17 protein-coding genes and 3 pseudogenes are annotated in these 19,370 nt (G+C 67.9%); 11 read left to right on the forward strand and 9 right to left on the reverse strand.

Features of this window, described 5'->3' with window-relative positions:
• Positions 1 to 11 precede the first annotated feature (11 nt).
• Positions 12 to 737, reverse strand: coding sequence for a helix-turn-helix domain-containing protein (locus ABZ915_RS39340; RefSeq protein WP_361813463.1), 726 nt, complete (start codon positions 735 to 737; stop codon positions 12 to 14).
• Positions 738 to 982: 245 nt separating this feature from the next.
• Here ABZ915_RS39340 and ABZ915_RS39345 point away from each other — a divergent pair, with 245 nt between their 5' ends.
• On the forward strand, positions 983 to 1,645 hold the full coding sequence (locus tag ABZ915_RS39345; protein WP_361813622.1) for a DUF4097 family beta strand repeat-containing protein: 663 nt from the start codon (positions 983 to 985) through the stop codon (positions 1,643 to 1,645).
• A 241-nt stretch (positions 1,646 to 1,886) separates the two neighbouring features.
• A complete protein-coding gene (locus tag ABZ915_RS39350) occupies positions 1,887 to 2,441 on the forward strand; it encodes an XRE family transcriptional regulator (protein ID WP_361813466.1) in 555 nt (184 codons plus the stop codon).
• Here ABZ915_RS39350 and ABZ915_RS39355 read toward each other — a convergent pair.
• Positions 2,435 to 2,923 carry a hypothetical protein gene (locus tag ABZ915_RS39355; protein ID WP_361813468.1) on the reverse strand — a complete coding sequence of 163 codons (489 nt, stop codon included), beginning with the start codon at positions 2,921 to 2,923 and terminating at the stop codon, positions 2,435 to 2,437. The two genes, ABZ915_RS39350 and ABZ915_RS39355, sit on opposite strands and share 7 nt — an antisense overlap.
• Before the next feature lie 169 nt (positions 2,924 to 3,092).
• On the opposite strand from ABZ915_RS39355, the pseudogene ABZ915_RS39360 reads away from it, so the two are divergent.
• Positions 3,093 to 3,719 (forward strand): annotated as a pseudogene (locus ABZ915_RS39360) (class I SAM-dependent methyltransferase); the annotation flags it as partial.
• A 73-nt stretch (positions 3,720 to 3,792) separates the two neighbouring features.
• Here the strand turns inward: ABZ915_RS39360 and ABZ915_RS39365 are convergent.
• From ABZ915_RS39365 to ABZ915_RS39380, 4 genes are all read right to left on the reverse strand, one after another.
• Positions 3,793 to 4,176, reverse strand: a complete 384-nt coding sequence (locus ABZ915_RS39365; protein ID WP_361813470.1) for a helix-turn-helix domain-containing protein — start codon at positions 4,174 to 4,176, stop codon at positions 3,793 to 3,795.
• Positions 4,176 to 4,649 (reverse strand): transcriptional regulator, encoded by a 474-nt coding sequence (locus ABZ915_RS39370; RefSeq protein WP_361813472.1) that lies wholly within the window; start codon positions 4,647 to 4,649, stop codon positions 4,176 to 4,178. The genes ABZ915_RS39365 and ABZ915_RS39370 overlap by 1 nt, the downstream gene beginning before the upstream one ends.
• A 1,246-nt stretch (positions 4,650 to 5,895) precedes the next feature.
• Positions 5,896 to 6,063 carry a hypothetical protein gene (locus tag ABZ915_RS39375; RefSeq protein WP_361813474.1) on the reverse strand — a complete coding sequence of 56 codons (168 nt, stop codon included), beginning with the start codon at positions 6,061 to 6,063 and terminating at the stop codon, positions 5,896 to 5,898.
• A gap of 128 nt (positions 6,064 to 6,191) precedes the next feature.
• Complete coding sequence (locus ABZ915_RS39380) at positions 6,192 to 6,485, reverse strand: hypothetical protein (protein ID WP_361813476.1); 294 nt, start codon at positions 6,483 to 6,485, stop codon at positions 6,192 to 6,194.
• 149 nt (positions 6,486 to 6,634) lie between these two features.
• Between ABZ915_RS39380 and ABZ915_RS39385 the strand changes: the two genes are divergently transcribed.
• The 3 genes from ABZ915_RS39385 to ABZ915_RS39395 all read left to right on the forward strand — a co-directional run bounded on the left by ABZ915_RS39385 (position 6,635) and on the right by ABZ915_RS39395 (position 10,632).
• Positions 6,635 to 7,201, forward strand: coding sequence for a hypothetical protein (locus tag ABZ915_RS39385; protein ID WP_361813478.1), 567 nt, complete (start codon positions 6,635 to 6,637; stop codon positions 7,199 to 7,201).
• Complete coding sequence (locus ABZ915_RS39390) at positions 7,198 to 9,837, forward strand: Helicase associated domain protein (protein WP_361813480.1); 2,640 nt, start codon at positions 7,198 to 7,200, stop codon at positions 9,835 to 9,837. The genes ABZ915_RS39385 and ABZ915_RS39390 overlap by 4 nt, the downstream gene beginning before the upstream one ends.
• 117 nt (positions 9,838 to 9,954) lie before the next feature.
• Positions 9,955 to 10,632 (forward strand): TnsA-like heteromeric transposase endonuclease subunit, encoded by a 678-nt coding sequence (locus ABZ915_RS39395; protein ID WP_361813481.1) that lies wholly within the window; start codon positions 9,955 to 9,957, stop codon positions 10,630 to 10,632.
• Between the two features lie 2 nt (positions 10,633 to 10,634).
• On the opposite strand, the gene ABZ915_RS39400 is transcribed toward ABZ915_RS39395, so the two are convergent.
• Entirely contained in the window at positions 10,635 to 14,435 is a 3,801-nt protein-coding gene (locus tag ABZ915_RS39400; protein WP_361813483.1) for a DNA-binding protein, read from the reverse strand.
• A gap of 287 nt (positions 14,436 to 14,722) precedes the next feature.
• On the opposite strand from ABZ915_RS39400, the gene ABZ915_RS39405 reads away from it, so the two are divergent.
• Positions 14,723 to 14,950 (forward strand): hypothetical protein, encoded by a 228-nt coding sequence (locus ABZ915_RS39405; RefSeq protein WP_361813485.1) that lies wholly within the window; start codon positions 14,723 to 14,725, stop codon positions 14,948 to 14,950.
• A 362-nt stretch (positions 14,951 to 15,312) separates the two neighbouring features.
• Positions 15,313 to 15,828, forward strand: a pseudogene (locus ABZ915_RS39410) (nucleotidyltransferase family protein).
• A gap of 26 nt (positions 15,829 to 15,854) precedes the next feature.
• Here the strand turns inward: ABZ915_RS39410 and ABZ915_RS39415 are convergent.
• Positions 15,855 to 16,658: a methyltransferase domain-containing protein gene (locus tag ABZ915_RS39415; protein ID WP_361813487.1), complete on the reverse strand. Its 804-nt coding sequence runs from the start codon at positions 16,656 to 16,658 to the stop codon at positions 15,855 to 15,857.
• Between the two features lie 216 nt (positions 16,659 to 16,874).
• Here ABZ915_RS39415 and ABZ915_RS39420 point away from each other — a divergent pair.
• Positions 16,875 to 17,159: pseudogene (locus ABZ915_RS39420) on the forward strand (helicase); the annotation flags it as partial.
• 51 nt (positions 17,160 to 17,210) lie between these two features.
• On the opposite strand, the gene ABZ915_RS39425 reads toward ABZ915_RS39420, so the two are convergent.
• The gene (locus ABZ915_RS39425) at positions 17,211 to 17,600 is read right to left on the reverse strand and encodes a hypothetical protein (RefSeq protein ID WP_361813489.1); all 390 of its coding nucleotides are present in this window, start codon (positions 17,598 to 17,600) and stop codon (positions 17,211 to 17,213) included.
• Between the two features lie 142 nt (positions 17,601 to 17,742).
• On the opposite strand from ABZ915_RS39425, the gene ABZ915_RS39430 reads away from it, so the two are divergent.
• Positions 17,743 to 18,480, forward strand: coding sequence for a helicase associated domain-containing protein (locus ABZ915_RS39430; RefSeq protein ID WP_361813491.1), 738 nt, complete (start codon positions 17,743 to 17,745; stop codon positions 18,478 to 18,480).
• A gap of 379 nt (positions 18,481 to 18,859) precedes the next feature.
• Positions 18,860 to 19,219: a hypothetical protein gene (locus ABZ915_RS39435; protein ID WP_361813493.1), complete on the forward strand. Its 360-nt coding sequence runs from the start codon at positions 18,860 to 18,862 to the stop codon at positions 19,217 to 19,219.
• Positions 19,220 to 19,370 lie beyond the last annotated feature (151 nt).

Here is a 19,370-nt window from a genome sequence, read left to right on the forward strand (position 1 = left end):
GGCGGACGTTACTACTCCGGGGCTGTTCCTGTTCTGGTGTAGAGGACTTCGCGCCCCTGCTCCGCGGCGCGGATGAGCGCTTCGCTGACGAAGTCGAGGAAACGGGCGGCGTTTTCGAGGCGGTTGGCGGCCGGGGTGCCTCGGCCGAGGATGCCGACGCCCTGCCGTGCGGTCTCGATGAACTCGTCGTTGGACCGGGCGCTGCGGATTATTGACTGGTACCAGAGGTCGTCGTCGACGACATAGCGCTCGCGGCGGCGCTCGTCGCGTTCCCGGCGGACGAGGTCCAGGCCCGCGAGGAACGTGATCGCCTTGGAGATGGACGCCGGACTCACCTGTAGGCGCTGGGCGAGTTCGGAGGCGGTGAGGCTGCCGGTGTCGGTGGTGTAGAGGCACCCCAGCACCCGGGCCATCATCTTGGGCAGGCCCGAGGTCATGAAGACAGTGGTGAGCGCCTCCTGGTAGTCACGCACGGCCTCGGCGTCGCGTCCATGGGCCTGCGGGAGCGCCTGCGCCCCCGAGGACGCGGCCTGCCTGCTCCGGTGGGTCCGCTGCTGGGTGGCACGGTGGGCCAGGTCGGCCCGGTAGCCGGTGGGGCCGCCGTTCCGCATCACCTCACGCGTGACCGTGGAGGTCGGACGCTCGAGCCGGCGCGCGATCTCGGCATAGGCCAGCCCATCGGCCAGCCCCACCGCGATCTGCTGACGCTCCTGCTGGGTGAGCCTGCCTCCCGGCATCACGTCCCCCTTCCTGCCCCACGGGGGCCGCTCGGTGTCCCTGAACGCCTCCACCATAGCGTTCACATGCAACGCATTGCAACGATCAACCGCCGTGTCGTTGCGTTAAACGAGAGGGCGTTGCAACGATTATAGGGCTCCGACCTGCATAAATTAGACTCCAAAGTAAACATCTAATTGCATCCCTATGGAAAGCAACGTAGCGTTTCCATCATCAGAAACACGGATCCACAAGGGAGAGCATGATGCAGAAGTTCGACACCCCCGCCCCGATCTCCGCCGTCCTGAACATCCCCGCGGGACGCGTCCAGTTCATCGCCGCGGACCGGACCGACACCGCGGTCGAGGTCCTGCCCGCGAACCCCGCGAAGAGCCGGGACGTGAAGGCGGCGGAGCAGACCACGGTCGAATACGCCGACGGAGTCCTGCGGATCGAGACTTCGGCGAAGAACCAGTACCTCGGCCCCTCCGGATCCATCGAACTGACGGTCAAGCTGCCCACCGGCTCCCGGGTCGAGGCCAAGGCGGCCAGCGCCGAACTCCGCACCGTCGGCCGCCTCGGCGACATCGCCTTCGAAGGCGCGTACCACCACATCAAGCTGGACGAGGCCGCGAGCGTCCGCCTCACCGCGGTCGACGGCGACATCGAGGTCGGCCGCCTGGACGGCCCCGCGGAGATCAGCACCGCAAGGGGCGACATCCGGATCACCGAGGCGGTGAGCGGCACTCTCACTCTCCGCACCCAGTCCGGCGACATCACGGTCGCCACCGCCCCCGGCGTCTCAGCGACCCTGGATGCCGGCACCGCCTACGGCCGCGTCAGCAACGCCCTCAAGAACGACGGCACCCCCGACCTCGACATCCGCGCCACCACATCCCACGGCGACATCACGGCCCGCAGCCTCTGAAACAGCAGAAACCCCGTCCCTGACGAGCCCAGGGACGGGGTTTCTCTTCGGAGCGCCGGGCAGGCCTTGCACCTGCATTTCCCCGCAGGAAGCGGGACGTCTTTCCTTGGACCACCAACGCACTGAGCCCTGCCCGCTCTTGGGCGGCGAACTCAAGATCTACTGTACAGCACTGCGCCCGTGACCCGACCCCCACCAGCCCTGTTTCCCCATCAGGGGCAGAACGGGAGTGAGGGACTGGATGGCGGACATCGGTGACAGCTTGGACGAGGCGGACGCGGAGCACTTCACCCGTCCGGTGCCGAGGTCGGCGCAGGCGCAGATGCGTTTTCTGGTGCGGCAGTTGAAGGGCACGAAGCCGGTGGCCGATCTGCTGGGCATCTCCCAGCGGACCGTGGAGCGTTACGTGAAGGGCCAGCTGAAAAAACCCCGCCAAGCCCTCGCCGACCGCCTCTACCGCGAGGTCCGCCACCGCTGGCAGCCCCGAGTACGGGCCAGGGCGAGACAGCGCGCGGCGACCACGGACGGCGTCTTCCTTTCCACCCGGGCCCGTTTCGGCTTCACGGCCGCGGTGGGCACCACGGACGACCCCCGCACCCGCTACCTCAACCAGCTGCTCCCCCCGGAGTACGCGGCCCGCCTGTTCGCGGCCCAGGAGGCCGGCGCCCCCGAGGCGCAGCTGCGGGCGGTCCTGGCCGAGGGTCTGGGGGAGATGTACTTCCGGGACGCGGGCCGCCGCGCTCAAGGCCTGCTGGTGGAGTTCACGGACATCGAGCAGCTGGAGCTGCACTACTGATTCCGGCAGGGGCTATGGCGCTCTGGTGCGGGTCGTGGGTCACTGCGCTTCGTCGATGAGTGTGTGTTGTGCTGCTGTGAGGAGCCGTGCGGTTTTGAGCGGCGCGCACAGGGAGGCAGGGGAGGGCATGGGTACGGCCCAGTACGAAGGGCACGAGCGAGGATCGAAGTCCACCAGACTGGGTACACCGAGGTAGGTGCCGCGTCCGAGAGGAAGGCCTCGACTTCTTCGGGCTCCTCTGATCCGGCCAGCGCGGCGATCAGCGTGCCGGGAATGCGTACGGCGGAGAACAGCGTGCCGAGCGGTAGCAGGGCGACTTTGTGTTCCTGCCATTCCAGGGGGGCCTGCTCGGGTGCGGGGTGGGCGGCGAGCAGCCAGTGCTCGGCGGCCAGTCTCCGCTCACCACTGGAGTGCACCAGCACGCCGGGCTCGGCTTCGGCCGGCCGCAGTGCCACGGCTTCGGGTTCGTTCGTACGCTCCATGGTGTCGACGCTCCTCACCAGCACGTGCCACGCCCAGGCAGCCACCCGGGTTCCTTCACGCAGCCCTTGGCATGGTGCGACGACAGAAGTCACAGACGCGCACGCCACACCAGGCCGTCGGTGCGCAAGACGTCGTAGGCCTTGACCACGGTGGCCCGCGACACGCACCCGATGGCTCGTCGAGGACGGCTACCACGTCCACCTGGTCGACCCGGTCCCCCGGCACATCGAACAGGCCAAGGCCTCAGGGGCCAGCGTCGAACTCGGCGACGCCCGCCGACTCACTGCCCAAGATGCCTCCTACGATGTCGTACTCGTCCTGGGCCCGCTCTATCACCTCCGGGAGCGCACCGACCGGGACCAAGCCCTCGCCGAGGCCTACCGTGTCCTCAAACCAGGCGGCCTCCTGGCAGCGGCCGGCATCAACCGGTACGCCTCGCTGTTCGAGCACACGGCCTTCGCGCACCTGCACGACGAGCCGATGCGGAAGAGCATCGGCACGATCCTGGCCACCCAGATCCACGACGGGAAGAAGGCCTTCACCGCTGCCTACTTCCACACTGGCGAGCAACTGCGCGGCGAAGTGGCAGCGGCCGGCTTCACCGACGCGCAAGTGTTCGGCATCGAAGGACCAGCCTGGTCGCTGCTGGCGGCAGCCGAACGCAACACCGGTCAGTCCTTCCGGGAATCCAGCCTCTTCGAATCGGCCCTCGCAGCGGCCCGTCTGGCTGAGCCCTACCCGGAACTGCTGGCAGCCAGTTCTCACTTGCTGGCGGTGGGCCGTTGCCCGGTCTGAGCCGAGCGGTTCATGAGAGCTGTCACCGCGCCTATGTGGGGGCAAGTCTGTTGTGTGCGCCGCTGAGGCTTTTTCAGGGTTTGGCGTGGGGGTGGAGTTGGTGGACGGCTGCGAGGGGCTTGTCGAGGCTGTCTGGGGGGTCTGGGTGTGCTGCTTGGGGGTTGGCGTTGGGGCCGAGGCGGTAGAACTTGACGCCGACGGCGGTGTAGGCGTGCTGGAGCCAGCCTTGCTGGGTGAGTCGGCCGATGCTGCGTGAGGCGCTGGTGGTGCTGAGGCCGAGTTGTCTGCCGATGTCGGTGGCGGTGGTGCGTACGGGTTCGCCGACGGGGACAGCGGTGGCGTAGTACATCAGGACCTTCAGATCCGCGCCTTGTTTCAATTGGGAGCGCAGCAGGAGGTCGTGGAGTTCGTCGGCGTCCATGAAATGGGCGGCGAAAGGTTCGGCGGCGGGTGTCATCAGGACGCCTCCTTCGTCTTCTGCGGTGGGCAGGGTACTACGGGGTGTCGGGCGGGCTCGGTGGCTTTGCGCTGTTGTCCGGAGGAACCGTCATAGGCGGCGCGGGGATTGAGTTTGTAGAAGATGACGCGGCCGACCTTCTCGGCTTCCAGGAGGAAGCCTCCGCGGTGGAGGTTGCCGACAGACCTGCTCACCGCGTTCGGGCGCAGCTCCAGGTGGGCACCGATTTCCCGGAAGCTTTGCCGCAACGGCTCATCCCTCGGGGGTGAGTTGAACAGGTAGTAGCCGTATACGAGCTTGTCGTTCTTGGTGTAACCACTGTCCTTCGCCCAGATGCCCGCAGCGAGCGACTTGCTGACGTTGACATGCCGCCCGCCACCGCTCCAGAGGTACGGCTTCTCATCCGGGCGCAGGAGCTCAAGCTGGACGTACTCCCCAGTCCGGGTGTTCACCGCTGGCTTGGCCCCGCCCATACCGCTCCTCATCCAGGACTTTCCCCTACAGGGGAACGATGTACGCGTGCTGGCGGTTACGGGCGATTCCCCCCGGAGGGAACCTCACATGATCTCCGACGTCACCTCTCACTCCCGCTCCTTTCCCCTCCAGGGGAAAGGAGCGTCCCGTTTTGACACTCGAATAGCCCTCAGCGTTACACCACATGACCCCTGACCTGCGGTGATGCCCGCCCCCTCTATATACATCTCTCTGTACGCCCAGCATCGCTCCCAGCGGTGCGGTCACTCAGCAACGCTCACCACCTGCCCTGGACCCTGCTCGAAGACATGCAGGGCTGCCCCCAGCCTCCCGGTTAAAGGCCCAAACCCCATCCGTACGCGATGCGCTGACGGCCCATTGGCGACCTAGTGCCGGAACCCAGGCTTTCCACTGACTGCGAGCAGCACAGGATCATTGGGCACTGCGCAGTTTCAGTGGTTAGTGACAGGTGGAAGCAGTGAGGAGAGCGGCAGGGAAGCCATGGTCCAGAATCGATCTGGCATGTATCTTGAAGCACAGATCTGAGTGCTCAGCCTCGGACCTCCACAGTACCGGGACCGATGTGCCTCGGCTCCCTTTCTCCGAAGCCACTCCTGACTGATAGTCACTTCCCTCCAGGCGGACACGTGCGGACTCTTTGCTGCCGCACGGGCCGGAGGCCCGTTTGCCGCGCGCAGCGCGGTGGAGACTGGAGCGGAGCGGAAGACTCCAGCCGGGCGGAGCCCGGCACCGGACTGCAACGCAGGCCGGCTCGCTCCCGGAGCGCAGCGAAGGGAGCGTCAGTTCGCTTGCGCAGCAAGCGAACTGTGCGGTGAGCGAAGCGAACCGCCAGCGCTCACGCGGAGCGGGTCCCATCGCGCTGCGCGCGATGCAAGCGAACACCCGCGCTGCGCGCGGGTGTTGCGCTCCCGCTTCGCGGGAGCGCTGGCGGAGGGCTCCGCGTGAGCGCTGGCGGAGGGCTTCGCCCTCCGCGCAACCGGGCTGCTGCGCAGCCCGGTTGACGGTCCGTCCGCTGCGCTCCCGGACCGGCGGGACTTCGTCCCGCTATCAGGCTTCCGCTTCGCTCCAGCCTGACCGGCGGGTCCGCTGCGCTCCCCCGCCTGACGATCCTTCCGGCTGCGCCTCCAGGATCGTTGGGCCCGCTGCCGCGGGCCAGGCTGGCTACGAGGGACGGGGTGCTGATGCAGGCCTGGTGACGAGCTGTCATCAGGCCTGCATCGCGGGTCAGCGTCTGCGGGCCCAGCCGGTGCCGATTCCGGCCACGTGCAGGGCCAGAGCGGTCAATCCCAGCAGCATCACGTTCGTCGAAGAAAACGTGTCGTTGGTGCTGAGATCTGCCGCGTTGATCAGAAACGACACGAAGAACAGCACCGCCGCGACTATGCCAAGCATGAAATGAGCTCCTCTCACAGGGGGTGAAGCCCGTATGCCCGGCCACTGCCCCAGCAGACCTGAGCGGCGCCTCCAGACCGCTGGGCCCGCTAGCGCGTGCCGGGCTTACAGGGGCGGCTGACGGGCGTTCAGGCGTGGGCGTGGCGGGTGCTTGCCGTCTTGTGTGATGCAGCGTGATGCGCGGGCCGGTCTGCCTCGGGGGTTTCGAGGCGCCGCAGGGACAGGCCGGCGGTGACGAGGAGGCCGGTGAAGACGGCGAGAAGCAGGACGCACGTCCACATCTGCCGGCTTCCCGGTGCCTGCCAGCCGCTCCAGGCGGCGGACGCCGCCCATAGCAGGACGCCCAAAGCGTAGAAGGAGCGGACGCGGTGCAGCTGCCGTACGGCCCGCAGGAACGTAATGCGTTCGGTCTTCGGTGCCATGCGGGTCCGTGTACCCCGATGCGCCATGGCCACCGGGGCGGAAGGCATCTTGCCGAAGAGGTCTTCCCGGGAGTCGCACATGCTGCATCTTAATGTGATGCAGCATGTAGCATTGGCGTAATGCAGGGACACCCGGTGGGAAGCGGTGTGTGTTGATTTACGAGTACCTTCCTCATGAGCTTGCCCGACTCGGTGTGGTCTCGAGAGCAGCTGGCCTCGATGACCGTCAGGTGGCCGCGCAGGTACGCCTGGCTCAGGAACGCGCCGGGCGCGCACGGATGGTCCCGGCAGAACCGCATCACGTGAGTGAACTGTTCATCGCGGAGCTGCGGCGCCTTCAGTGGGAACGGATCGCCTGTCTCATGGAGCAGGAGCGGATGGCCGCGTACGTGCCCTCCCGCGACTCGCGTGCTGTCCGGTATGAAGGGCAGCGTTTGCAGCGGCTGGTCGTGGACGTGGATGAGGTCGAGCGGTCGGGGATCGCAGCTCCGGAGATCTGGCGGCATCGCGTCCACCGGATCGACGCCCGGCCCACCGCCGGCTGCTCCCGCCCGGACATGCACGCCCCCATCGTCCACCTGATGGCCGCATCACCCGACGAAGCGGCCGAGCGAGCCTGGGCAGTCCACGGAAGAGACGGCGGCCTCTACCAACGCGGCGGATACCGGATTGCTTCCGTCGAACAAGCCCTTCCCGAGCCGGGAGAACTCTTTTGATCCAGCTCCGAGAACACCAGGTGGACCAGAAATCGAGTTTCCGGAAATGGGTCGGATTCCCTGCAAGATCATCCGTGCCCCCGGAGGGGGCGCGAGGCACGATCGTGTCCGCGACCGGATCGGGCAAGACGATCACCGCCGCCGCGAGCGCACTGGAGTGCTTCCCGGGCGGCCGCATCCTCGTCACCGTGCCGACCCTGGACCTGCTCGTGCAGACCGCCCAGGCGTGGCGTGTCGTAGGACACCGGGCGCCCATGGTGGCGGTGTGTTCGCTGGAGAACGACCCGGTGCTCAACGAGCTGGAGGTGCGCACCACCACCAACCCGATCCAGCTCGCTCTATGGGCCGGGTCCGGGCCGGTGGTCGTGCTCGCCACGTATGCCTCCCTGGTGGACCGCGAGGCCATCGACGCACCGATGAGCCAGCGGAAGGTCCGCGGGCCGCTGGAGGCTGCTCTGGCGGGCGGAAAGCGGCTCTACGGGCAGCAGATGGCAGGCTTCGACCTCGCCATCGTGGACGAAGCCCACGGCACCGCCGGTGATCTCGGTCGTCCGTGGGCGGCGATCCACGACAACGCCCGGATTCCGGCGGACTTCCGTCTCTACCTGACCGCGACTCCCCGCATCCTGGCCTCGCCCCAGCCGCAGAGGGGCGCGGGCGGCAAGGAACTGGAGATCGCGTCGATGGGCGCGGACTCGGAGACTTACGGGCCGTGGCTGGCCGAACTCGGGCTTTCGGAAGCGATCGAGCGGGAAATCCTCGCCGGTTTCGAGATCGACGTCCTAGAGATCCACGACCCCTCCCCCGTCCCCGGGGATTCAGAGGAGGCGCAGCGGGGCCGACGCCTGGCGCTCCTGCAGACCGCCCTCCTGGAGCACGCTGCCGCGTACAACCTCCGTACGGTCATGACCTTCCACCAGAAGGTGCAGGAAGCCGCAGCGTTCGCGGAGAAGATGCCGCAGACGGCAGCCGAGCTGTACGCAGGCGACACCACCAGCGACGACCTGGCCGCCGCGGACCGGCTCCCGAAGTCGACGATCGACGCGGCCTTCTACGAACTCGAGGCCGGCCGCCACGTACCCCCGGACCGAGTCTGGTCGGCATGGCTGTGCGGCGACCACCTCGTCACCGAGCGGCGCGAGGCCCTGCGCCAGTTCGCAGGCGGCATCGACGCAACCGGACGCCGGGTCCACCGCGCGTTCCTCGCCAGCTGCCGCGTCCTCGGGGAAGGCGTAGACATCACCGGCGAGCGGGGCGTAGAAGCCGTCTGCTTCGCCGACACCCGCGGCTCCCAGGTCGAGATCGTCCAGAACATCGGCCGCGCACTCAGGCCCAACCGCGACGGCACCACCAAGGTCGCACGGATCATCGTGCCCGTGTTCCTCGAACCCGGCGAAGACCCGACCGACATGGTCGCCAGCGCCTCGTTCCGCCCCCTCGTAGCCGTCCTCCAAGGCCTGCGCAGTCATGACGAACACCTCGTCGACCAACTCGCCTCCCGCGCCCACACCAGCGGACAGCGCACGGTCCACATCCGACGCGACGAGGACGGGCGAATCATCGGGACCAGCGGCCTGGGTGAGGACCGGGAGGACGGCGACGGCGGCGCGGCCGAGTCCGCCCTGCTCCACTTCTCCAGCCCGCGCGACGCCGCGACCATCGCGGCGTTCCTCCGTACGCGGGTGTACCGGCCGGAGTCCCTCGTGTGGCTCGAGGGCTACCAAGCCCTCATCCGCTGGAGGACGGAAAACGAGATCACCGGCCTGTACACCGTCCCCTACGACATTGAGACCGAAGTAGGCGTCACCAAGGACTTCCCCCTCGGGCGGTGGGTGCACCAGCAGCGCAAGGCGCTGCGGGCCGGCGAGCTGGAGGAGCGGCGCAAGACCCTGCTGGACGCCCCGGAGGCCGGGATGGTCTGGGAGCCCGGTGAAGAGGCATGGGAGGCCAAGCTCGCCGCGCTCCGGTCCTACCGGCGCGCCACCGGCCACCTCGCCCCGCGCCAGGACGCGCTGTGGGGCGAGGGCGAGACGATGGTGCCCATCGGGCAACACATGGCCAACCTCCGCCGCAAGGGCAGCCTCGGCAAGAACCCGGAACGGGCGGCGGAGCGCGCGCAGCAGCTGACCGCGATCGACCCGGACTGGAACTGCCCCTGGCCGCTCGACTGGCAACGCCACTACCGGGTGCTCGCCGACCTCGCGGCCGACGAACCCCACGGCCGTCTGCCCGACATCGCACCCGGCATACTCATGGACGGCGACGACATCGGGCGGTGGCTCCAACAGCAGCGCCACAACTGGACGGAGCTCTCCGAAGAACAGCAGCAACGGCTGACGAAGCTGGGCGTGACACCCGCCGAGGCTCCGTCTCCCACCCCGGCGACGTCGCGTTCGAGCAAGGCGCAGCAGGCCTTCCAACGCGGTCTGACAGCCCTCACCCAGTACATCCAGCGGGAAGGCAGAACCGTCGTTGGACGGGCGCACATTGAGGAGCTGCCGGACGGTTCGGCGATCAAGCTGGGTGTGTTTCTGAGTAACCAGAAAGCCAGGCGTGACCGGCTGGATGCGACACAGCGGGCCGCCCTCGCCGAACTGGGCTACACCTGGGCTGCAGAACAGTCTGGGCGCAGCTGAACGTTCGCCGATGGGCCGCGCGTCGCCCATTACCGGATGGGCCGATAAACCGTTTAGTTCTGTATGCAGGATGCTGGGCTGGACGGAACGAGGGCACGGCGGCCCGAAGTCGAGGCGGTGGATGTGCTGTTCCGGGCTGCGGGCGAAGCGATGGAGTGTTCGAGGTGGTCGTCGGCCGCCGCCGAGGTGGTCTTCGAAAACTGTCCGCCGCTGAAGCCGTTCCCAGTCCGCAAAGGCAAGCGGCTGGCACCGGGCTGGTGGTGGTCGGCCACCACCGGACGGCTGGTGCACTACGGGTCCGCAGCGATGCGGCTGCACGTGATGCTGCTCGACCGCGACCCGCGCGTCAGCGGCCTGGCCGCCCGGCCGCTTGAACTGCGGTGGCATGGGCCGAGCGGGGTGCGGTCGCATGCTCCTCAGTTGATGCTCCGGCTGGCCGATGGCCAGGGGGTGCTCGCCGACTGCACAGGGAGAGGGGAGCTGCCTCGGCGTCAGCGGTCTGTTGCTGCGGTGGTTGGAGAGATCTGTACGGCGGTGGGCTGGCAGTACTGGGTGCTCGGGCCTGTCGACCCGATCTACCGGCGCAATGTGACCTGGCTGGCCGGATACCGGCACCCGCGGCACCACGGTGGTCAGTTGCTGGCTGCCGCGCTGCAGGAGGCGTTCGCCGAACCGGCGCCGCTGTGGGAAGGCGTACGCAGGGTCGGGGATCCGCTGGTCGTGCTTCCCGCGCTGTTCCATGCCCTGTGGGCGGGACGGCTGGCGCAGGCCGGCCGCGACGGACGACTTCCCTAGTGTCACCGAGGGCAAGTACGCCTGTACGGCACGTCGGGCAGGTAGGACCTCCAGTCCCTTGCGGACAGTCCGGACCCGGCGCGCTCACACACGTGTTGGGCAAGGCGGTCGGGGTTGAGGGCGTAGGCCTGTACTGACGTGTTGGCGCCGGCGGCGTAAAGGGTGGTGTCATCGGAGCTGAAGGCGAGGCTGCGTACCAGGTCTCCCGGGGTGGGCAGGGCAGATCCGAGCAGTCGGCGGGACGCCACGTCCCACAACTGCACGGTGCCGCTGGAATCTGCGACGGCAAGTGTTCGGCCGTCGTGGGAGAAGGCGAGGGCCGTCACGTTCCCACTCTCGGCCGTCTCGCTGTCGGCCATGGTGCCGGTAAGCACACCGAGGCGGTTACGCACAGCACCATCCCAGAGGGTGACACGTCCCAGATCGTCGCCCACGGCCAGATAGGCGTTACGTGGTCCGAACGCGGCGGCGCTGATCAGTCCCTCGCCAAGTTCGCGGGGCTCGGCGCTTCGTGCGGCGGTGTCGACCACCAAGCCGCCCTCGGTCACCAGCATGCGGCCGTCGGGGCGCAAGGCCAGGTCCATGCCTCCTTCGTGTGGAGAGCCTGAGAGAGCGGACTGTTCGTTGCTGACCGTGGTGATGAGCCTCTTGTGCTGCAGGTCCCACACCTCAACCGACGGTGGTGTGGTTTCCCGGTAGACCAGCAGGGTGCGGGCGTGGGCGTCCAAGGCGATGCCGCTGACTTCGAGGGTATCCGCAGACTTGGACTGGAGCGTGATTGTCGCGTATGGGCGGTGGGTGGAGACGTCCCACACTGTGAGCTGTGGCCGGGGCGGCGTTCCCGAGTCGACTTCCCGGACGACGCCACTGGCGACGTACCGGCCATCGGGGTTCACCGCCATGAGATCCATGCATAAGGTCGTGCCTTGCCGGCTTGCCACGGGGCAGTGCTCCGCGTTCGGTTCGAAGGCGACCCGGCCGGTGCGGGTGTTGAGCACCTGAAGCCGCTCAGTGTCGCCGGACGGGAGCAGGCGGGCAACGGTCCGGCCATCTTGGGACAGTGTGGCCTCGTCGGGCCCGTTGCTCTCCCAGCGGCTGGTGGTGGCGCGCCCCAGGCTCAGTGACCGGACAATCGTGGCGGCCTGGTTGAGGTAGCGCACGGATCCCGCCTCTGTGTCGAAGGCGAAGCCGACCTGGGGGTCGGTGTTCAGTTTCTGGCTCAGTACGGGGGCATCCGGGTATGACATGCGCCAGACGAGCAGTTGGCGGGGGCCGATGGCGACGAGGAAGGACCCCTGCGCGTCGTAGCGCATCGTATTCATCCCCTCGGCTTCCAGGCTCGGCAGGCCGTGTCCCATAGCAATGTCCCATCGGCGGATCTTGTTCTGGGCGAGGACCGTGAGGGTCCTGTCGTCCGGGGTGAAGGCAATCGCGGTCGCGGTGCAGCCAGGGCGACCGTTCGACGCCCATGGTGCGTGCGTCGCCTTCCGGCCGGTCTCGATGTCCCAGAGCTGCAAGGGGCGCGCGTCCGTGCACAGGGCGAGCTGCCTGTCGTCGCCGCTGACGGACGCCAATTGCAGGGCTTCGCCCTTCTGCTCGGGTATCCGCAGCCGGAGCCGGTGGTGGCGCAGGTCCCACACCTGGAGGGATGGATCTGATCCGTCCGAACCTTCGTCTTCCACAACGAATATCTCGCCGTCCAGGCTGAACGACGCCGTGCTGGGTGTTTCAAGGCCGAGCGTCGCCGTCACACGTGCAGTGCGCATGTCCCACAGCTTGACCCCGCCCCTGAAGCTCACCAGGGCGAGTGTGTGGCCGTTCGGGGCGATGACGACCGAGGTGTCGCGGTCCAACAGTCTGCCCGGACCGGGAAAGGAGTACGACAAGTGATGAGTGCGCAGGTCCCAGGTGCGGACTCGGTTCGCTGTGACGGATACGAGTGACCGTCCGTCCGCGGTCATAGCGCGTAATGCGGTCGGCATGCCGCCGTTGTAGTCGAACTTGGTGCCCGGCACGGAGAAGACGTCCTCCTCGCGCTGTGTCACGGCCCCGAGAAGGGCAGACCGGGTCTCGGTCGAATTATTCAGACGCCACGCCGCCAGGCTGAGCTGCATCGCCGTGACCGGGTCGGAGAAGCGCATGCTCGCGGCAACTGCGGCAAGGCGGCGGGACTCGGCCTCCAGGTGGCGACGGCCGCTAGTGATGTTCTGCTGCCAGGCGACGATTCCCGCGATGAGGGCGCACACCACCACCAGGGCCAGCCCGGTGACGAAGCCACGCCGTCGGCGCTGTTCTCCGGCGCGAGCGGCACGGCTGGCGGTCAAGAACGCCTGTTCCAGCCCAGTGAGTGTGGCGAATGGTTCAGGCGCAGCGAAGTGCTCTTCGGCGACGGCCAGGCGTGTGCCCCGGTAAAGGGCGCCTGGTTCACGCCTGAGATCGTCCCAGGTGTGTGCGGCCTCGGTCAGGCTGCGGTGGATGCGTAGCTGTTCCCGGTCGGTGTCGATCCAGGCGCGCAGGCGGGGCCAAGCGGTGATCAACGCTTCGTGAGCGAGGCTGACGACGTCCTGGTCAAGGGTGAGCAGCCGTGCGCGGACCAGGTGTTCGACGACGACGGCCGTGGCGACGGCGTCACCGACGTCGAGTTCCGCGCGCACGGCCGGGCGCCGGGTATCGGCTGTTCCCTCGCCTGGGGCGATGAGCCTCAGCAGGACCCCGCGGGCGACGCCGGCCTGGGCTGGAGTGAGGCAGGCGTAGGTGTTCTCCGCAGTGCGGGCAATCGCGCCGTGCAGGCCACCGGCCGCTTCGTAGGCCTCCACGCTCAGGGCGCGGCCCTTTCGGCGGCGCCAGGTCTCCAGCAGAGCGTGCGACATCAGCGGTAGCGCCCCGGGTTCCTCTTCGACCTCGTTGACAATGCGGGTCGTCAATTCGCGTACCACGATCAGGCCGACGGCCTGTGCCGGTTTGACGATGGCCTCGCGGAGTTCGTCGCGGCTCATCGGCCCGGCGAGCACGGTGCCGTCCTGCAGGGCCGTGGTCAGTTGGGGGTGTTCGGCGCAACGGCCCAGGAAGTCCGCGCGTACGGCGATGACGACGCGTAGCTTGCTCGCGGGTTCAGTGGCGGCCAGGAGGCGGTCGAGGAACTGATCGCGTTCGGCCGGGTCGTGGCAGAGGGTGTAGAGCTCTTCGAACTGGTCGACGATTAGCCATGTATCGCCGTCGGCGTCCTTCGGCATCAGCCGTTGCTCGTGTGTGCTCATCGGGTGTTCGCCGGGGGTGAGGACGCGTAACGCGGCCGGCTGTGGACCGGACTGGTCCTCGGTGCGCAGGCGGGGGATGAGGCCCGCCCGCAGCAGGGAGGACTTGCCGCTGCCCGACGGGCCGAACACGGCGGTGAACCGGCGGGTGCGGGTCAGCGCGAGCAGGCGGTCGGTGAGCTGGTCGCGGCCGAAGAACAGCTCGGCGTCGCCGGGCTCGAAGCGGGCCAGGCCCCGGTACGGAGGCTCGGCGTTCTCGTCCTCGGTGCGGGGCACGGTCGCCGCCTCCGTGGCCGCCTCACGCCACCGCTTCTCCCACTCCTCCTCATCGCCACCGCAGGCATGCACGTATGCAAGGACTACGGGCAGGGCCGGCAGCCGCTCACCCCCGGCCGCCTGCGACAGCGTGCTCGCACCCTGCCCTGTGCGCTGCGCCATCACTCGGTACGTCGGGCTCCCGGCCTCCGCCCGGAGTTTGCGTAACTCGGCCGCGAACCGCGCCACCGGCCCGGTGCTGGGATCCAGTGGGCTCTCAGGACGTCCTGCCATCGGCGGCTCACCCTCTATCCGTCCGCCTCCCCCGTGGACGCGGCACGACCACCCGGACGTTACGCAGCCCGTAACAGGAGGGCAATCCTGAGCCCTTGTCTTCGGTCACGGGGCAACGCGGTGCCCCTCACCTGCAACGCGTCCATTGATCAGAATGGCAGAACCGGCTGCCCATTCAATTCCAAGGCCGCTGAACTCGATGTCACAAGCACACCGCCGCAGCCCGCAAGGCGTCGGTTCATCGCGGCTGGTGTCCCCCCTCCGCATGTCTGGTAGGAAAGTCGAGGATGACCGCACTAAGGCGTTCCGCGCTCGCTCTCGGCACCGCTGTATGCGCCGTAGCGATGGCCTCAGGGCCGACCACCAACGCCTTCGCCGCCACCGAACCGCAGGCTCCGGCCCCGACCCAGCAGCACACAGTGGCCCACCAGGTCAGCAGCACCGACCCGGGCGACATCCACACGCAGAGCTACTGGTGGGGCACCGACAAGGCAGCTGGCGAATACAAGGTATGACTCAACCGCAGCGGCAAGTTCTTCCAGATGGTGGCCGAGTCCTGGGGCCACCCCTGTAGGGCGAGAACGGTTGATGCCGAGTTCGGGCAACAGATGTTGATCAAGCGGGTCCGCAATGTTGTCGAGTTCCAGGAACGCCCCGTCGGTGTGTCGGCCAATCGAAGTTGATCGAGGCTGCCCATGGGCGAGTTGTGGTAGGCAGGGCTGGTGATCAGCCGACTTCCTCTTGACCAGTAACTTGAGTCCCTGCGTTCGGTGCTTTCCCGTAACCACGTGTTGACGGAAGTGCTGGCGCGAACTGCGGCATTGAGCCTGCCTGGTGGTATGTGACGGCCGGGTGCCTGTTCCAAACGGTATGGAACGTGGTCACGGAGAAGCCTCCGACCAGCGACATCAAGGACTACGACGTCTTCTACTTCGATGGCAGCGATCTTTCCTGAGGTGGAGGACGCAGTGATCCAGACCGGACGGGAGGTCTTTGCCTGCCCGCAGAGGTCGAGATCAGGAACGAGGCACGGGTTCACCTCTGGTATGAGGACAAGTTCGGTGTCCCGTGTCCGCCGTATGACTCCGCCGAGGCAGCGATCGACAGCTTCGCCGCAACGACATGCTGTCTGGGAGTACGTGTGGAGACGGACGGGCGGTGGCGTGTCTATGCGCCCCATGGGCTGTCGGACGTGTTCAACCTCGTCGTCCGGCCGAACCCGGTGCTCGCTCCGCGGTCTGTCTATGAGGCCAAGGCGGCGCGGTGGCAGGAGGAGTGGCCCGAGCTGACCGTTCTGGACTGGCCGTCCACCGAGATCACGGTGACTTCTGTGCCCGTTCCTGATCCAGGCATGCGAAACAGTACGCCTACGCGCCCGCGCCGCACGCCGTAATGGCTGCGGCGCGGGCGCTGCGCTGATTAGCGGCGACGCCCCACGACCCGCGCAAAGCCCAGCGCGCGGCCTTCATCGGCGCGTAGCAGTTCCACCGATTCGCGGGCCATGTGCGCCATCCATTCGAAAGGGCTCTCCTCAGCGCACACCTCGCTCCACAGCAGCCAGTCGCGCCAGCCGTCGGGCTGCCAGTCGGCGGCCTCTACCTCCACGGCTCCGCTGCGCGTCCAGTTGCGCCGCCACCAGGCTGGGGAGTGGAACGCCCAGAATCCCGGGTCCCAGTACGGCTTCAGGTGCTCGGGAGGCTCGGTGCCGTCCGGTTCCTCCCGGAGCGCGGGTACGACGACGCCAATCCGCCCGCCGGGCTTCAGCAGCCGGGCGAGGGTGGGCAGGTAGAGGTCGTTCGTGCCGAAGTACTGGTAGGCGTCGATGCTCACGATCGCGTCGAAGTGGCCCTGCCCGAAGGGCAGGTCGTGGGCTTCGGCAAACACGGGCAGGACGCGGTCGGCGACGCCCGCCTCGGCGATGCGCGCCGCATTCTCGTCGGGCTTGACCCACAGATCGGCGGCGACGACCTGGAAGCCGTACTCCCTGGCCAGGAAGACGGACGTCATGGCGCGGCCGCAGCCGAGGTCGAGGACGCGGGCGCCGGGGCGCAGTTCCTCGAGGCCGAGCGCGGGGGACAGCCATTCCAGCAGCCAAAGGGCGTGTGGGCCCATCTGGTTCTCGATGGTCCAGCGGACGTCGTAGCGGTTGCTGCGCGGGTGGCGAGGGTGGTTCAGGCGGTTAGCGAGGTCGTCGTTCGAAGTCGTCGATGTGATGTCGGACATCGGTGAACGGGCTCCTTGAGTCCTTGAGGAAGGGACGGGATGCGTAGGAGCTCGGTCGGACCTTCAAACAATGCACCTGCTCGGGTCGGGGGCGATGCGCCCGGCTGTAGACGGCGGGACGCTACCAGCCGGCGCGTCCGCCTTGCACCCGTATTCTCAGCCTGCGAGGCGCTCGTACCGCGGTTGGCGGTGCTCCAGGCGGCGCTGATGGAGACGATGGCGGAGCACGGTCTGGCGCGGTGTATCACCTTCCATCACCGGACTGTGGAGGCGCGGGCCTTCGGCGAGGGCCTGGGCCGGGTGGTGGCGCGGCTGCACGCTGGGGACCCTGAGCGGTATCCGGAGCGGGTGTGGTCGGGGTGGCTGTCGGGTGAGCACGATGCGGACGTGCGGGCGGACCGGCTGGCCCGGTTCGGTGCGCGGGCCGGGCGGGCGGTGCTGGCGAACTGCCGGGTGCTGGGCGAGGGCGTGGACGTGCCGACGGTGGACTCGGTGGCGCTGATCGACCCGAAGGGGAGCGCGGTCGACATCGTGCAGGCGATCGGGCGGGCGCTACGGCAGAAGCCCGGTCAGGGGAAGCTCGCCACCCTGATCGTGCCCGTCTTCCTGGGCCCCGACGAGACCGAGGAGGACATGCCCTACTCGGTGTCGTACCGGCCGCTGATCAAGGTGTTGTCCGGGCTGCGCGCGCACGACGAGCGGGCTGTTGAGATGCTCGCCGTCCCGCAGGATGGCCTGCACCGCACCCCCGCCCAGTCCTCGTACCTGGGCGAGGCCCCCGAGGAAGGCGCAGATGACCAGCGGATGCTGCTGAGGTTCGGCACGCACCGCGACCCCGCCCTGATCGCCCGGCTCGTGCGCTACAACCTGCTGGAGCCGGAACACGAGAACTGGAAAGCCGGGCACCGGGCGGCGGTCGCCTACCGCCGGCGGACCGGACACCTCGCCGTTCCCTACGAGCACCGGGAGCTGATGCCGAACGGGCACTCCTACCCGCTGGGCAGGTGGCTCGCCGACCAGCGGCGCGCTCGCGGCCGGCGGCCTGGCCACCGAGCGGGCCAACGACCTCGACGAGCTGGGCATCGTGTGGGACCCGACGGACGCGGCCTGGGAGGAAAACCTCGCCGCGGCACGCGCCTACTACGCCGAGACGGGCACACTGGCCGCCCCCGTCACCGCCACCGCGCTCGACAAGCCGGTCGGCCAGTGGCTGGCCAACTGCCGCAAGAAAGGCGGACTCGGCAAAGACACCACGACCGCCGCGCGGCGCGCACAGCAGCTCGCCGCGATCGACGAGGACTGGCGGCCCGGCTGGCCGGTCGACTGGCAACGCACCTACGCCGCCGTCGCACGACTGCTGGCCACCGGCGCCGAACTGGACGACATCGTGCCCGGCGTCACCGCGGGCGGCACCGACATCGGCGCATGGCTGCACCGCCAGCGCCAGCACGTCGTATGGGAAGGCCTCACCGAGCGACAGCGCGCACGGCTCACCGACCTGGGCGTCACGCCCCTCCCCCCGCAGCAGACACCCACGAAGGCCTCCCGGGGCGGCAGCGCGGCGTTCGAGCGGGGATGCGCAGCCCTGGCGCAGTACCGGGCCCGTACCGGCACCGTCGGACCCATCAGCCGCTCCCACATCGAAACGATCACCATCAACGGCGAGGAACACCAGGTCAAACTGGGGGTGTTCCTGTCCAACACCAAGACCCGGCGCGCGGGGCTCAGCGCCGCGCAGCTTCAACGGCTCGCCGGCCTCGGCCTCGACTGGGCGGTTGAGCCGAAGCTCAGGAGTTGTCACCAGCGGGACCGGCTGAGCTGAGCCGACACCGAAGGAAGCCGAAGAGGTCGCCCGGGCAACAGCGGCTGGCAGCCACTCGGACGAACTGGAGCGGTGGAGCGTACTCACTCACGCGCGACCAGCCGCCCATCAGCAGTAGGCCCCGCAGGTGACAGACCGGTCGAAGCAGTCTGGTTGTCACCAACAAGGCATTCGACTTGTCACATGCGCTCATGTGAACGGAGTGCGCAAGGACGGATCTAGGACGGATCTAGGACGGCAACTTTTAGCTTCGATCGTGCACAACGGCCTCGCAATGAGCCGTCATGCACTAAAGCGCGTCACGGGGGCTCACTCGCCTCTCGGCGGCGCTGCTTGCATGGGGAACAACTCACCGACCACACATCTCAGGGGGAACCATATGAATATCGCCCGAAAGCTGGCAGCCGGAGCCATCGCAGCCGGCCTCGCCACGGCTGGCGTCGCCGCTGCAACCCCGGCCAGCGCCACGGTCGTGAACTCCACGTGCAACCTGTCGTCCGTCGTCAGGGTCCAATACGTCCAGAACTCGCACATCTACACCTACTGCTACGTCTGGGACGGCGGGCCCGCCAACGAAGGCTGGATGAACATCCAGAATTCCCTCCAGGTGTGCTCGGACAGCTACACGGGATGGGTGCGGGCTACTTCGGGACGCACGTACAACTTCTACCGAGGCAGCAACAACTGCACAGCCACTAACGGGAACACACTGAATTTGATTCACTTCACCGGCAACTGAGTTGAAACAGGCCCCGATGCCCGTGGCCGCAATGCTGGGCATCTGATGTGAGATTGACAGGGCGTCATATAGGCGCGCGTTTGACGGATCGCGGTCCGCCGGGTGCGCGCCTTTCACCAACTTGCGTCCACTACTACCACCAGCTCAAGCC

Source organism: Streptomyces sp. NPDC046915 (genome assembly GCF_040644935.1).
Classification (GTDB): Bacteria; Actinomycetota; Actinomycetes; order Streptomycetales; family Streptomycetaceae; genus Streptomyces.